The organism is Enterobacter sp. ODB01 (assembly GCF_001623605.1).
Taxonomy (GTDB): Bacteria; Pseudomonadota; Gammaproteobacteria; order Enterobacterales; family Enterobacteriaceae; genus Enterobacter; species Enterobacter kobei.
This window is the reverse complement of record NZ_CP015227.1, coordinates 2,156,522-2,170,925: the sequence shown is the minus strand read 5'-3', so window position 1 is coordinate 2,170,925 and position 14,404 is coordinate 2,156,522. Positions and strand designations below refer to the sequence as shown.

The window sequence follows — 14,404 nt, the reverse complement described above, 5'->3', positions numbered from 1 at the left end:
CGCATTAGTAAGTACGAATCTTCGGCGGGAACGCCGGACGCAGTTTCGGTTCCATGTTGACGCTACGACGCGTCATGGATTCCGACTCTGGCAGATACAGGGAATGGCACAGCCAGTTTTCGTCATCACGATCCGGGAAGTCGAAGCGGCTATGCGCGCCACGGCTCTCGGTACGGAAGTTTGCCGACATCGCGGTCGCGAATGCGGTTTCCATCAGGTTATCCAGCTCCAGGCATTCAACGCGCTGGGTGTTGAACTCGCTGGAGGTGTCATCCAGACGGGCATTTTTCAGACGCTCGCGGATCGTTTTCAGCTGCTCAAGACCTTTGGCCATAGCGTCACCTTCGCGGAATACCGAGAAGTTATGCTGCATGCATTCCTGCAGTGCTTTACGGATTTCCACCGGATCTTCGCCGTTACGGTTGCCGTTCCAGCGGTTGAGCCGCTCAAGAGAGGCATCAATTTCGTCGTCGGTCGCGTCACGCAGCGCGCCCTGCTCGGCAATGGATTCCTGCAGATGCAGACCGACTGCACGGCCGAATACCACCAGGTCCAGCAGCGAGTTGCCGCCGAGACGGTTTGCGCCGTGAACGGATACGCAGGCAATTTCACCTACGGCGAACAGGCCAGGAATAACCACATCTTCGCCCTGCTCGTTCACGGTCAACGCCTGACCGGTCACTTTGGTCGGAATACCGCCCATCATGTAGTGGCAGGTTGGGATAACAGGAATTGGCTCTTTCACCGGGTCGACGTGCGCGAAGGTACGAGACAGCTCCAGAATGCCCGGCAGACGGGATTCCAGCACCTCTTTACCCAGATGGTCGAGTTTCAGCTTCGCGTGTGGACCCCATGGGCCATCACAGCCGCGGCCTTCACGGATTTCGATCATGATGGAACGCGCCACCACGTCACGACCCGCCAGGTCTTTCGCATTCGGGGCATAACGCTCCATGAAGCGTTCGCCGTGTTTGTTCAGCAGGTAGCCGCCTTCACCACGGCAGCCTTCTGTTACCAGAACGCCGGCACCGGCGATACCGGTTGGGTGGAACTGCCACATTTCCATATCCTGAACCGGCACGCCTGCGCGGATTGCCATGCCGACACCGTCACCGGTGTTGATGTGGGCGTTGGTGGTGGACTGGTAAATACGGCCTGCACCGCCGGTGGCCAGCACGGTTGCGCGGGCTTTGAAGTAAACGACTTCACCGGTTTCGATACACAGCGCGGTACAACCGACCACTGCGCCATCGGCATTTTTCACCAGATCCAGCGCATACCACTCGGAGAAGATGGTGGTGTGGTTTTTCAGGTTCTGCTGATACAGGGTGTGCAGCAGTGCGTGGCCTGTACGGTCAGCCGCCGCTGCGGTACGTGCCGCCTGCTCGCCGCCGAAGTTTTTCGACTGGCCGCCAAACGGACGCTGATAGATGGTGCCGTTTTCCAGACGGGAGAACGGCAGCCCCATGTGGTCCAGCTCCAGAATCGCTTCCGGGCCGGTCTTACACATATATTCGATGGCATCCTGGTCGCCGATGTAGTCGGAACCTTTTACCGTGTCGTACATGTGCCATTCCCAGTTATCTTCATGGGAGTTACCCAGCGCAACGGTAATACCGCCCTGCGCGGATACTGTGTGGGAACGGGTCGGGAACACTTTAGAGAGCAGCGCACAGGTCTGGCCGCTCTGGGAAATTTGCAGTGCGGCACGCATACCTGCGCCACCGGCACCAATCACAACAGCATCAAATTCTCTGACTGGCAGTTTCATTACACACCCCACACCACAACGAATCCATAAATAACGTAAACCACCAGTGCAACGACAATGGCCAGCTGCAGAGGAAGGCGAATCGCCAGCGGTTTAACGTAATCGGTCAACACCTGCCACATACCAATCCACGCATGAATAAGGATGGAGAACAGCGCCAGCAGGGTGAACACTTTGGTGAAGGCGGATCCGAAGAACCCACTCCAGATTTCCCACGTCAGCGTACCGCTGGTCGCGAAGAAACCAATCATATAGATGATGTAAAGGGTGAGAACGATGGCGGTAGCACGGACAAGAATGAAGTCATGTACGCCGTTGCGTCCTAATGCGGAGGCGTTGCTTACCATACGAGAACTCCTGCGAGAAGTGAAAGCACGACAGTAATCACAAATGAAATGTTAGCGGAGCGTTTCCCGGCTTCGAACGTCTCTTCCAGGTAGCCAAAGTCCATCAGCATATGACGAACACCCACGACGACGTGGTACGCCAGCGCGGTCAGAATGCCCCACATGATGAATTTCACGAAGAAGCTGTTCATGATGGCAGAGGCCTGGAGGAATCCTTCAGGGGAGGAGAGGCTGGTACCCAGTAACCACAGCAGAATGCCGACCGCCACAAACGTAATTACACCTGAAACACGGTGCAGAATGGACGCTATTGCTGTTACGGGGAACCGGATCGTTTTCAGATCCAGATTGACAGGTCTTTGTTTTTTCACATTTCTTATCATGAATAACGCCCACATGCTGTTCTTATTGTTTCCTTCCTCCGGACTGCGATGCGGGTCAAGCAGCGTTCCTTTTCTATAACTGCGCGTCATGCAAAACAATGCTTCCAGATGCTTCAACGACACATTACAACGCTGGGTGGCTCGGGATTGCAGGGTGTTCCGGAGACCTGGCGGCAGTATAGGCCGTTCACAAAATCATTACAATTAACCTACATACAGTTTGTCGGGTTTTCTCTGGAACAGTGATCAGGGTCACGATAACAACATCTTTTTAATTTTTAATCATCTGATTTGACAAATGTTAAACAATATTGTTACAAACGTCATCAGAAAAGGCATATAATGCGCAAAAGTTATGAGGTCTCTCTTTCACCTGACAAATAGTTATGTAACAGTGTGATGGTATTGACCGAAGTTATCAGGACAGTTATTAGTGATATACAGGTTTGAATAATTCGGACTGCAAAAACGCTGATTTGCTGTTGTTTCACTGATATTTCATTCGTTTACCTGCAAGGCGCCATAGCTCTGTACCCTGGTTTGTCCTCGTGAGCTGAGCGGTAAGCCAAATAACAATCTGGTAACGGTGATTAACAGCTGAAAGCAAATCCGGTAAAGCGCAGTCTTAAGCATAAGGCGCTAAGGAGACCGTAAATGGCTGATACAAAGGCAAAACTCACCCTCAACGGTGGTGATGCTATTGAACTGGATGTGCTAAAAGGCACGCTCGGTCAGGATGTTATTGATATCCGTACGCTGGGTTCCAAAGGAGTATTTACCTTTGACCCTGGATTTACCTCTACCGCATCTTGCGAATCCAAAATCACCTACATTGACGGTGACGAAGGTATCCTGCTCCATCGCGGCTTCCCCATCGATCAGTTAGCCACCGAATCCAACTATCTGGAAGTGTGCTACATCCTGCTGAACGGCGAAAAGCCAACGCAGGCGCAGTACGATGAATTCAAAACCACCGTCACCCGTCACACCATGATCCATGAGCAGATTACCCGTCTGTTCCATGCGTTCCGTCGTGACTCTCACCCGATGGCGGTGATGTGCGGGATTACCGGTGCGCTGGCGGCGTTCTACCACGACTCCCTTGACGTGAATAACCCGCGTCACCGTGATATCGCGGCGTTCCGTCTGCTGTCCAAAATGCCTACCATGGCGGCGATGTGTTACAAATACTCCATCGGCCAGCCGTTTGTGTATCCACGTAACGACCTCTCCTACGCCGGTAACTTCCTGCGCATGATGTTCTCCACGCCGTGCGAAGAGTACGAAGTGAACCCGGTGCTGGAACGCGCAATGGACCGTATCCTGATCCTGCACGCTGACCACGAACAGAACGCTTCCACCTCTACCGTCCGTACCGCGGGCTCTTCAGGCGCGAACCCGTTCGCCTGTATCGCTGCGGGCATCGCCTCCCTGTGGGGACCGGCGCACGGCGGTGCGAACGAAGCGGCACTGAAGATGCTGGAAGAGATCAGCACCGTTGAGCACATTCCTGAATTCGTGCGTCGCGCGAAAGACAAGAATGACTCCTTCCGCCTGATGGGCTTCGGTCACCGTGTTTACAAAAACTATGACCCACGCGCCACCGTGATGCGTGAAACCTGCCACGAAGTGCTGAAAGAGCTGGGTACCAAAGATGATCTGCTGGAAGTGGCGATGGAGCTGGAACACATCGCGCTGAACGACCCGTACTTCATCGAGAAGAAACTCTACCCGAACGTCGACTTCTACTCCGGTATCATTCTGAAAGCGATGGGTATTCCGTCTTCCATGTTCACCGTAATCTTCGCCATGGCCCGTACCGTAGGCTGGATTGCGCACTGGAACGAAATGCACAGCGAAGGCATGAAAATCGCCCGTCCTCGTCAGCTGTATACCGGCTACGAGCAGCGTGATTTTAAGTCTGATATTAAGCGCTAACAGACGTTGGGTGCGGCATGATGCCCTCACCCCAGCCCTCTCCCACAGGGAGAGGGTGAAAACCTTAAAAACGGTAACCCTTGGGTTACCGTTTTACTTTTATTTCTGGCAGTGCGGGCACCAGTAAAAAGGTCTCGAAGAGAGCATAATCCTGTCGATAATCCCGCCACATCGCTCGCACTTTTTCCCCGCCCGATGAAACACCTTAAACCGGAACAGCGCCCCGTGATGCCTGTTCTCATCTACCACGCCGCGCGTCGTGTAAGATAAACGCGGAATGTCCAGCAGCGCATGGGACAGCGCTTCCAGCTGTTCATCGCTGAGCTGCGAGGCTTTATGCTGCGGCGCCAGCCCGGCTTCCCAAAGGATTTCCACCCGCAGGTAGTTGCCGAGCCCGGCCAGAAAGGCCTGGTCGAGAAAAAGACCGGAAAACTGCCGATTGCGAAATTTGGGTGACAGCAAACGGGCTTTCACATCGCCCGCCGTCAGGCGCATATCCAGCACATCCGGCCCGACGCGCAGCAAGAACGGATGAACGAGCAACTGCTCAGGCGTTAACATTTCGATATCCGACGCGCTGTAAAGCAGGATGGCTTTATCCGCCGTTTGCAGCCTAACCCGCAGCACACGGGTGGTTTGCGGTTGTTCATCCGCGTTAACCACGCGCCAGACGCCGTAAAGCTGGTTATGGCTATATAACGTCAGGTTATGGGAAAAGTGCGTGAGTAAGGCTTTCCCGCGCGTTTCAATATGGGTCACCGTCTGCCCCAGCAGCTGTGATTCAAACGGTTTGAGTTGCGGAAAGGCAAACCAGACATCCGTCAGCGGTTTGCCCTTTATCGCCGCTTCCAGGCTATCCGCCGCGCGGCGGATCTCCGGACCTTCTGGCATGTTATTGTCCTTAAATGATTATTCTGCGCTGACAAGAATACCCTCATCAGAGAACGCTGCCCGCAGGCGTCGCGCAAACTGGAGCGCATGCTCGCCGTCGCCATGTAAGCATACCGTATCGGCCTGAACGTTTGCAGATGTACCATCCACAGCGATGACACGCCCGGCGCACACCATCTCCAGCGTCTGCGCCAGCGCTTTACCTTCGTCGGTAATGAGCGCCCCGGCCTGCGTTCGCGGCACCAGGCTGCCATCAGGCTGATATCCCCGGTCGGCAAACACTTCCTGGCGGGTGGTTAACCCCAGGCGCTGCCCGGCGCGGATCAGCTCGCTGCCCGCCAGGCCCACCAGAATCAGCTGAGAGTCACAATCCCGCACCGCGCGGGCAATGGCGTCCGCCAGAGCAGGATCTTTCGCCGCCTGATTGTAAAGCATGCCGTGCGGCTTCACGTGGCGCAGTACGCCCTTCTCAGCGCGCACTATCGCCTCCAGCGCGCCAATCTGGTAAAGCATTTGAGCGTAGACCGTCTCCGGCGGCAGGTCCATCGCCGTACGGCCAAAGTTCTCCCGATCGGGAAAGCTCGGGTGAGCGCCTATCGCCACGCCGTTTTTAATGGCATTGCGCACGCCCTCCAGCATGGTTTGCGCATCACCCGCGTGAAAGCCGCAGGCGATGTTGACCGAAGAGACCAGCGTCATCAGCTCTGCGTCGGCGCGGCTCCCCTCCCCCAGATCGGCATTTAAATCAATCTTTACCATCAAGCCTCCACGCCAGCTGTTCGAGATAACGCTGCTGATCCTGTCGCGCTTTCAGCGCTTCCTCCAGCGAACATTGCACGAAATGGATCGGCTGACCGAGGGGAATTTGCGCCAGATGGTAGCGATCTGCGTCAATAATGCAGGCAATGCGCGGATAACCGCCCGTCGTCTGCGCATCGTTCATCAGCACAATGGGTTGACCATTGCCCGGAACCTGAATGACGCCAGGCAATAAGCCGTGGGAGAGCAACTCCCGGTCGGTTGTGCGGGTCAGCGTCTGCCCCTGCAGGCGGTAGCCCATGCGGTTACTCTGCGGGCTAATCTTCCACGGCGAACGCCAGAAAGACTCTTTAGAAGCGTCATCGAACTCCTGATATTCCGGCCCCGGTAAGGCGCGGATCACGTTCCCCCACAGCAACTGTTTTACGCCCTGCGTCGTCGAGAAATCGCGTGTTGACGGCTTAATCGCCAGACGATCGCCATCGCGCAGCGAACGTCCCTCATGCCCCCCTATGCCCGCTTTCTGATCGGTACTGGCTGATCCCAGCACCTCCGGCACGTCAATGCCCCCCGCTACCGCAAGGTAACTGCGCACCCCGTGCAAAGGCCGTTTCAGCGTCAGACGTTGCCCGGCTTTCGCCCGCAACCGCCAGCCGGTCCACACCGCTTTGCCGTCCAGCGTGGCGTCACAACCTGCGCCGGTCAACGCAAACCAGGTTTCCTGACCGAACTCAATCACACATTGACCGAGCGTAATTTCTAACGCCGCCGTGCTGCCTGCGTTACCCACCAGCAGGTTGGCAATCTCCAGCGAAGGACGATCAAGCGCACCGCAGTAGCTCACGCCAGACTGGCGCAGACCAAAGCGGCCGGCATCCTGTACCGAGGTATAAAGCCCTGCGCGAAGTAACGTTAACATACCCCCTCCTTCTGCGGGATAAAGCGAAGGGTATCACCAGGACGAAGGAGAATGGGTGCCTCCTGCCCCGGTTCAAATAATGGCATGGCGGTGTGCCCAATAAGCTGCCAGCCGCCCGGTGAGGTGAGCGGATAAATTCCGGTTTGTTCGCCGCCAATTGCCACCGTTCCCGCGGGAACGCTCAGGCGTGGCTCGGCCCGGCGCGGCGTATGCAGCTGGGGGATAATCCGCCAAGATACGGGAAGCCGGGTTGAAACCCCAGAAACCAGACCACGTAATCCACCGAACTGTGCAGCTCAACTACCTGCTTCTCCGTTAATCCGCAGTGATCCGCCACCACGCCAAGATCCGGCCCACCCGTGCCGCCATAGACGACCGGGATTTCAATCATTCTCGATTCCGGCTCCAGCGCTTCGCTCTCTTCCCACCAGCGCTGAAGACGTTCAATAGCATCCAGCGCCTTTGTCTGCGGGTTGCGCAGCACGACGGTAATGTTATTCATGCCAGGAATGGTTTCTACCACTTCCGGGATGTCAACCAGACGCTGTGTCAGCCGCCAGATACGCTTTTGCGTGGCAAGCGTGACCGGCGGTTCAAGTTCCAGTACAACTGCGCTTTCACCCAGAAGATAACAACGCGCTCTCTGCACTCGGGCACCTCTCATCAGGCGGGATTAGGGATATCAATAAAGGTCACATCCAGATCGGTATTTTCCGTCAGCCATTCGCTGAGGGCGCGGATACCGCCACGCTCGGTAGCATGGTGGCCTGCCGCGTAAAAATGCAGCCCCTGTTCACGGGCTGAGTGAACCGTCTGCTCAGAGACTTCACCGGTAATAAACGCATCAACACCAAAACGCGCGGCGCTGTCGATAAAGCCCTGACCGCCGCCGGTACACCAGGCAACGCGCTTAACGGTATCCGGCCCCGTGTCGCCACACCACAGCGGACGACGCCCGAGACGTGCTTCGATCCACGAGGCCAGCTCCAGACCTGGAACCGGCATCGACAGCTCTCCCCACGGGACTAGCGGCTCGATTTCGCCCATCACAGTGATCCCCAACAGCTGCGCCAGCTGGACGTTATTCCCCAGTTCCGGGTGTGCATCCAGCGGCAGGTGGTAGCCGTACAGGTTGATGTCATTAGCCAACAGCGTTTTCAGGCGGTTGCGCTTCATACCGCGAATAATCGGTGATTCGTTTTTCCAGAAATAACCGTGGTGAACAATGACCGCATCGGCCTCCTGACGCACCGCTTCATCCAGCAATGCCTGGCTTGCCGTCACGCCGGTGATGATTTTTTGCACTGTCTCACGGCCTTCCACCTGCAGCCCATTCGGGCCGTAATCGCTGAAGGCGGCGGTATTGAGTTTTTCGTTAATCAGGCTTTCCAGTTCGCTGTTTTTCATCATCACTCTCTTAAGCTTTACGGGCGGCTTCATAGGCCGCCAGCGTGGCGACGCGCGCCTGTTTATGGTCAACAATCGGGCGGGGATAATCGAGCTTTACGCCCTGTTTATCCGCCCATGCCCACGGGTCGTGGATCGCTTTCGCAGGAACATGCCTGAGCGCGGGCAACCAGCGACGAATAAAGTCGCCGTTAGCATCAAATTTTTGTCCCTGAGTGGTCGGATTGAAAATCCGGAAATAGGGAGCCGCATCGGTACCGGTAGAGGCCGCCCACTGCCATCCGCCATTATTCGCTGCCAGATCGCCATCGATCAGCTGAGAAATAAAATAACGCTCCCCGACACGCCAGTCGATAAGCAGATCTTTCACCAGGAAGCTGGCGGTAATCATTCGCAGACGGTTGTGCATCCACCCGGTTTCATTCAACTGGCGCATCGCGGCATCAACAATCGGATAGCCCGTTTCCCCCTTTTTCCAGGCCAGTAAACGCGCCTCGTCGTGCTGCCATTTTACGTTATCGGTCCAGGGAATGAACGGGCGATGCTTGCAGAGATCGGGATGATAAGTCATCAGATGGCGATAGAACTCACGCCAGATCAGTTCGTTCAGCCACACCGACCCCGTCCCGCCGTCCAGCGCCTGCGGCTGCTCGGCCAGGAGACGATGCAGACACTGGCGAGGAGAGAGCACGCCCAATGCCAGGCAGGCCGATAATCGGCTTGTCCCTTCAACCGCCGGGAAATCCCTGCGCGCGTCGTACTCTCCCGCGCCCTGCTTGCAAAACTGGCGCAGCTTCGCAATCGCCGATTTCTCACTGGCAGGGAACAGAAGATCGTCGAACGACTGTTGGGGATAGTTAAACGTTAATTCAGGCAGATCGGTTATGGCATCGCCCCGAACAGCGGGCGCGGCCACGCACTCAGGCAGCGCCTCTTTCAGGCGTTTAACAAACGCATTTTTAAACGGCGTAAACACTTTGTACATTTCGTGACTGCCGGTCATGACGCTGCCCGGCGCCAGCATGACGCTGTCATCAAATCCTTCACAAACTACCCCGTCCAGCATGTTTTCCAGCTGGCGATCCCGCCGCTGTTCGTTCAGCTCGTACTGATAGTTATAAAAAAGGTGTGTGACGCCGTTTTGCTGACAGATCGCCTGCAGCATCTGAAGCTGCGCGGCAAAATCACTGACCTCTTTGTAGATTAGCGGAATACCTTTTTCAGCAAGCGAGTGTTGCAGAACGTTCAGATGTGATTTGAGGTAAGCTGCCTGGCGCGGTGCCATATCATGCTGCTGCCACTGTTCGGGCGTGGCGATGAACAGTGCCAGCACGCTGGCATCCTCAGAACGACAGGCTGCCGCGAGAGCGATGTTGTCATGTACGCGCAGATCTGCGCGAAACCAAACCAGATGGGTGGGCATAAAACTCCAGGCAAATATCCATTATGTCCGTAAGGGCACGCCACCAAAGGAAAAAGTGGCGAGCTTTTACTGTACTTTGCCATGAAGTGTAGACGGGATGAAATAAAAAAGGCCGCCCGGGGGGGTGGTAATGCCAGTCAGTTAAGTAACTGACTGGCATTACCCATTGCTATTGGCGGTTTTTTTATTGCTATGTGTAGTCTTTCTTTTTTTAGTAGAAGTCGCAGGTCGCTTTCTCGGCCTGATCCATCCACACCGGCTTCTCGCTGGTTTTCGCCCAGACGCGGTGCAGATAGCTGTAAAAACGAGCGCGATCTTTCCAGAACAGCATCACCGGCAGGGCCAGCACGCCCGCCACTACGGCGAAAGTGCGACGCATGAACACGATATGAGCCGGAAACTCTTTATAAAGATCCATATTTTCTCCCCTATAGTTGGCCGGAAACGTCATCCGGAAAATTCAAAATCTGTGACCTGGATAAAATAATATCGCTTTGCGTGTAATTTTACTACTCATCCGACCACTTATTTTCATTCATTTAGTGAATATTTACACTCGCGCCGTAATTTAGTTACAAAAAAGTTAACAATTTACTTACCAATAGTTAAATTGTGGGCTTTGCCATTTTTATACTTTTTTTACACCCTCTCTCCTCATTTTTGCGAAATCTTTGCGCCATAAATCCTACCGTTAACCCAACAACAAAAGTCACCCGGAGGTGGATTGTGAGTGCAGGTCTTATTGCCGGCATCGTGCTGGTGTTCCTGTTATTGGGTTATCTGGTTTATGCCCTGATTAATGCGGAGGCATTCTGATGGCTGCTCAGGCGTTTTTGCTTATTGCCAGCTTCTTACTGGCGTTGTTCGTTCTGGCAAGGCCACTGGGAATGGGGCTGGCAAGGCTTATCAACAACGTCCCCCTGCCTGGTACGGGAAGCGTTGAAAAAGGGATCTGGCGTGTACTGGGAATAGACGATCGCGAGATGAGCTGGCGTGAATATCTTTTTGCCATTCTGCTGCTGAATATTGTTGGGCTGATTGCACTTTTTACCCTGCTGATGCTGCAGGGGAGTCTGCCGCTGAATCCGCAACAATTACCGGGTCTGTCCTGGCATCTTGCGCTGAATACGGCAGTCAGCTTTGTCACCAACACCAACTGGCAGTCCTATGCGGGTGAAACCACGCTGAGCTATTTCAGCCAGATGGCGGGATTAACCGTCCAGAACTTCCTCTCGGCTGCCAGCGGTATCGCTGTGATCTTCGCGCTGACGCGCGCGTTTGCTCGTCAGAAAATCAGTACCCTGGGTAACGCGTGGGTGGATCTGACGCGCATCACGCTGTGGATATTGCTGCCAATTGCGCTGCTGATCGCGCTGTTCTTTATTCAGCAAGGTAGCCTGCAAAACCTGCTGCCATACACCCCTTATACCTCACTGGAAGGGGCAAAACAGCTCCTGCCGATGGGGCCCGTGGCGTCGCAGGAAGCCATCAAGATGCTCGGCACCAACGGCGGCGGCTTCTTCAACGCCAACTCATCGCATCCGTTTGAAAACCCGACTGCCCTGACCAATTTTGTGCAGATGCTGGCGATTTTCCTGATCCCCACCGCACTCTGCTTTGCCTTTGGTGATGTCGTCAACGATCGCCGGCAGGGGCGCACCCTGCTCTGGACCATGTCGTTAATCTTCGTGGTCTGCGTTGCGCTGGTGATGTGGGCTGAATGGAACGGCAATAGCCATTTCATGCAGCTTGGGGCTAACAGCAATATCAATATGGAAGGTAAAGAGAGCCGCTTTGGCATTCTCGCCAGCAGCCTCTATGCGGTGGTCACCACGGCGGCCTCGTGCGGGGCGGTGAATGCCATGCATGACTCCTTCACCGCACTGGGCGGAATGATCCCAATGTGGCTGATGCAGATTGGCGAGGTGGTATTTGGCGGCGTGGGTTCAGGTCTTTACGGCATGCTGTTGTTCGTGATGCTGGCGGTGTTTATTGCCGGTCTGATGATTGGTCGTACCCCGGAATACCTCGGTAAAAAAATCGACGTTCGCGAGATGAAATTAACCGCGCTGGCGATTCTGGTAACCCCTGCCCTCGTACTGCTCGGCTCCGCACTAGCGCTGATGACCGAGGCCGGACGCAGCGGCATCTTTAACCCGGGTATTCACGGCTTTAGCGAAGTGCTGTATGCCGTCTCCTCTGCCGCCAACAACAACGGCAGTGCCTTTGCAGGCTTAAGTGCCAACTCACCGTTCTGGAACTGTCTGCTGGCGTTCTGCATGTTCGTGGGTCGTTTCGGGATCATTGTGCCGGTCATGGCGATTGCCGGATCGCTGGTGAATAAAAAAATTCAACCGACCACCACCGGAACATTACCGACCCACGGCGCGCTGTTTATCGGCCTGCTCACAGGCACCGTGTTACTGGTTGGTGCCCTGACCTTTATCCCCGCCCTCGCGTTAGGCCCGGTCGCGGAATACCTCTCTTTACGCTGATTTTGCGGAGAATTTGTCATGAGTCGTAAACAACTGGCCCTGTTCGAACCGTCATTAGTTCGTCAGGCGCTCATGGATGCGGTGAAAAAACTGAGCCCGCGCGTGCAGTGGCACAACCCGGTGATGTTTATTGTCTGGGCGGGAAGCGTCCTGACCACCGCACTGGCGATTGCCATGGGAACGGGCCACATGCCGGGAAATGCGATGTTTACCGGCGCCATTAGCCTGTGGCTGTGGTTTACCGTGCTGTTTGCCAACTTTGCGGAAGCGCTGGCGGAAGGCCGGAGTAAAGCCCAGGCCAACAGCCTGAAAGGGGTAAAAAAGACCGCCTTCGCACGCAAGTTACGTGAACCAAAATACGGTGCGCAGATGGACCACGTTCCGGCGGATGAACTGCGCAAAGGCGATGTGGTGCTGGTCGAAGCTGGCGATATTATCCCGTGCGACGGGGAAGTGATTGAAGGTGGCGCGTCGGTGGACGAAAGCGCCATCACCGGGGAATCCGCCCCGGTTATCCGTGAATCCGGCGGCGATTTCGCCTCCGTAACGGGGGGGACGCGCATACTCTCCGACTGGCTGGTGATCCAGTGTAGCGTTAACCCAGGTGAAACCTTCCTTGACCGGATGATCGCCATGGTGGAAGGCGCCCAGCGTCGTAAAACCCCCAACGAGATTGCCCTGACCATCCTGCTGGTCGCGTTGACCCTCGTCTTCCTGCTGGCAACCGCGACCCTGTGGCCGTTCTCCACTTATGGCGGTACGGCGGTCACCGTCACGGTGCTGGTGGCGCTGCTGGTCTGCCTGATCCCCACCACTATCGGCGGCCTGCTGTCGGCCATCGGCGTGGCCGGTATGAGCCGTATGCTCGGTGCCAACGTTATTGCCACCAGCGGACGTGCCGTTGAAGCGGCGGGCGATGTAGACGTTCTGCTGCTTGATAAAACCGGGACCATCACCCTCGGTAACCGTCAGGCATCAGACTTCTTACCCGCACCTGGCGTGGATGAAAAAACGCTGGCAGATGCCGCACAGCTCTCATCGCTTGCCGACGAAACTCCGGAAGGTCGCAGCATTGTGATTCTTGCCAAACAGCGCTTTAACCTGCGCCAGCGCGACGTTCAGAGCCTGCATGCCACTTTCGTGCCCTTCACGGCACAGACCCGGATGAGCGGCATTAATATTCAGGACCGGATGATCCGTAAAGGCTCGGTTGACGCCATTCGTCGCCACATTGAGGCTAATAACGGTCACTTCCCATCCGAAGTGGATAGCCTGGTGGAAAGCGTGGCCCGTCAGGGGGCAACGCCGCTGGTGGTGGCTGAAGGCGCAAATGTGCTGGGAGTGATTGCGCTGAAGGATATCGTCAAAGGCGGCATCAAAGAACGCTTTGCCCAGCTTCGTAAAATGGGGATCAAAACGGTGATGATCACCGGGGATAACCGTCTGACCGCCGCGGCGATTGCTGCCGAAGCGGGCGTGGATGATTTTCTTTCCGAAGCCACACCGGAAGCCAAACTGGCCTTGATTCGTCAGTATCAGGCGGAAGGGCGTCTGGTCGCGATGACCGGTGACGGGACCAACGATGCCCCTGCTCTGGCGCAGGCCGACGTGGCGGTGGCAATGAACTCCGGTACCCAGGCGGCAAAAGAGGCGGGCAACATGGTCGATCTCGACTCTAACCCGACCAAGCTGATTGAAGTCGTGCACATTGGTAAGCAGATGCTGATGACGCGCGGCTCGCTGACCACGTTCAGCATCGCTAACGATGTGGCGAAATATTTCGCCATCATTCCGGCCGCGTTTGCTGCGACCTATCCGCAATTAAACGCCCTGAACGTAATGCACCTGCACTCCCCGGCATCGGCCATTCTGAGCGCGGTAATCTTTAACGCCCTGATTATTGTCTTCCTGATCCCGCTGGCGCTGAAAGGTGTGAGCTACAAGCCGCTCACGGCGGCCGCCATGCTGCGCCGCAACCTGTGGATTTACGGCCTGGGTGGGCTGGTGGTGCCTTTCATCGGTATCAAGGCTATCGATCTGCTGTTGACCCTGTTCGGGCTGGTTTAAAAGG

General features: G+C 55.8%; 13 protein-coding genes and 1 pseudogene. 4 read left to right on the top strand and 10 right to left on the bottom strand.

The window, feature by feature from the left end; translation table 11 throughout:
* Positions 1-4 precede the first annotated feature (4 nt).
* From sdhA to sdhC, 3 genes are read right to left on the bottom strand one after another with little or no spacing between them, the layout of a single operon-like run.
* Positions 5-1,771 carry a succinate dehydrogenase flavoprotein subunit gene (gene sdhA / locus A4308_RS10345; protein ID WP_045281596.1) on the bottom strand — a complete coding sequence of 589 codons (1,767 nt, stop codon included), beginning with the start codon at positions 1,769-1,771 and terminating at the stop codon, positions 5-7.
* On the bottom strand, positions 1,771-2,118 hold the full coding sequence (gene sdhD, locus A4308_RS10340; protein WP_008501088.1) for a succinate dehydrogenase membrane anchor subunit: 348 nt from the start codon (positions 2,116-2,118) through the stop codon (positions 1,771-1,773). Before sdhD ends, sdhA begins: the two co-directional genes overlap by 1 nt.
* Positions 2,112-2,516, bottom strand: coding sequence for a succinate dehydrogenase cytochrome b556 subunit (sdhC, locus tag A4308_RS10335; protein ID WP_020684965.1), 405 nt, complete (start codon positions 2,514-2,516; stop codon positions 2,112-2,114). The genes sdhD and sdhC overlap by 7 nt, the downstream gene beginning before the upstream one ends.
* A 639-nt stretch (positions 2,517-3,155) precedes the next feature.
* Here sdhC and A4308_RS10330 point away from each other — a divergent pair.
* Positions 3,156-4,439 (top strand): citrate synthase, encoded by a 1,284-nt coding sequence (locus A4308_RS10330; RefSeq protein ID WP_014883035.1) that lies wholly within the window; start codon positions 3,156-3,158, stop codon positions 4,437-4,439.
* A 99-nt stretch (positions 4,440-4,538) separates the two neighbouring features.
* On the opposite strand, the gene nei is transcribed toward A4308_RS10330, so the two are convergent.
* The 7 genes and pseudogenes from nei to A4308_RS10295 form a co-directional block, all read right to left on the bottom strand.
* Complete coding sequence (nei, locus tag A4308_RS10325) at positions 4,539-5,330, bottom strand: endonuclease VIII (RefSeq protein ID WP_014883034.1); 792 nt, start codon at positions 5,328-5,330, stop codon at positions 4,539-4,541.
* 18 nt (positions 5,331-5,348) lie between these two features.
* Complete coding sequence (pxpA, locus tag A4308_RS10320; protein ID WP_045281598.1) at positions 5,349-6,089, bottom strand: 5-oxoprolinase subunit PxpA; 741 nt, start codon at positions 6,087-6,089, stop codon at positions 5,349-5,351.
* On the bottom strand, positions 6,076-7,008 hold the full coding sequence (pxpC, locus tag A4308_RS10315; protein WP_045281599.1) for a 5-oxoprolinase subunit PxpC: 933 nt from the start codon (positions 7,006-7,008) through the stop codon (positions 6,076-6,078). Before pxpC ends, pxpA begins: the two co-directional genes overlap by 14 nt.
* Positions 7,002-7,657: pseudogene (pxpB, locus tag A4308_RS10310) on the bottom strand (5-oxoprolinase subunit PxpB). Before pxpB ends, pxpC begins: the two are co-directional and overlap by 7 nt.
* Before the next feature lie 14 nt (positions 7,658-7,671).
* Positions 7,672-8,415: a type 2 GTP cyclohydrolase I gene (locus tag A4308_RS10305; protein WP_045281600.1), complete on the bottom strand. Its 744-nt coding sequence runs from the start codon at positions 8,413-8,415 to the stop codon at positions 7,672-7,674.
* A gap of 10 nt (positions 8,416-8,425) precedes the next feature.
* On the bottom strand, positions 8,426-9,838 hold the full coding sequence (gene phrB / locus A4308_RS10300) for a deoxyribodipyrimidine photo-lyase (protein WP_014883029.1): 1,413 nt from the start codon (positions 9,836-9,838) through the stop codon (positions 8,426-8,428).
* 211 nt (positions 9,839-10,049) lie between these two features.
* On the bottom strand, positions 10,050-10,256 hold the full coding sequence (locus A4308_RS10295; protein WP_028019445.1) for a YbfA family protein: 207 nt from the start codon (positions 10,254-10,256) through the stop codon (positions 10,050-10,052).
* Between the two features lie 308 nt (positions 10,257-10,564).
* On the opposite strand from A4308_RS10295, the gene kdpF reads away from it, so the two are divergent.
* From kdpF to kdpB, 3 genes are read left to right on the top strand one after another with little or no spacing between them, the layout of a single operon-like run.
* Complete coding sequence (kdpF, locus tag A4308_RS21780) at positions 10,565-10,654, top strand: K(+)-transporting ATPase subunit F (RefSeq protein ID WP_014069365.1); 90 nt, start codon at positions 10,565-10,567, stop codon at positions 10,652-10,654.
* Entirely contained in the window at positions 10,654-12,333 is a 1,680-nt protein-coding gene (kdpA, locus tag A4308_RS10285; protein WP_045281602.1) for a potassium-transporting ATPase subunit KdpA, read from the top strand. The genes kdpF and kdpA overlap by 1 nt, the downstream gene beginning before the upstream one ends.
* Before the next feature lie 18 nt (positions 12,334-12,351).
* Positions 12,352-14,400 carry a potassium-transporting ATPase subunit KdpB gene (gene kdpB / locus A4308_RS10280; RefSeq protein ID WP_045281603.1) on the top strand — a complete coding sequence of 683 codons (2,049 nt, stop codon included), beginning with the start codon at positions 12,352-12,354 and terminating at the stop codon, positions 14,398-14,400.
* The last annotated feature ends 4 nt before the right edge of the window (positions 14,401-14,404 follow it).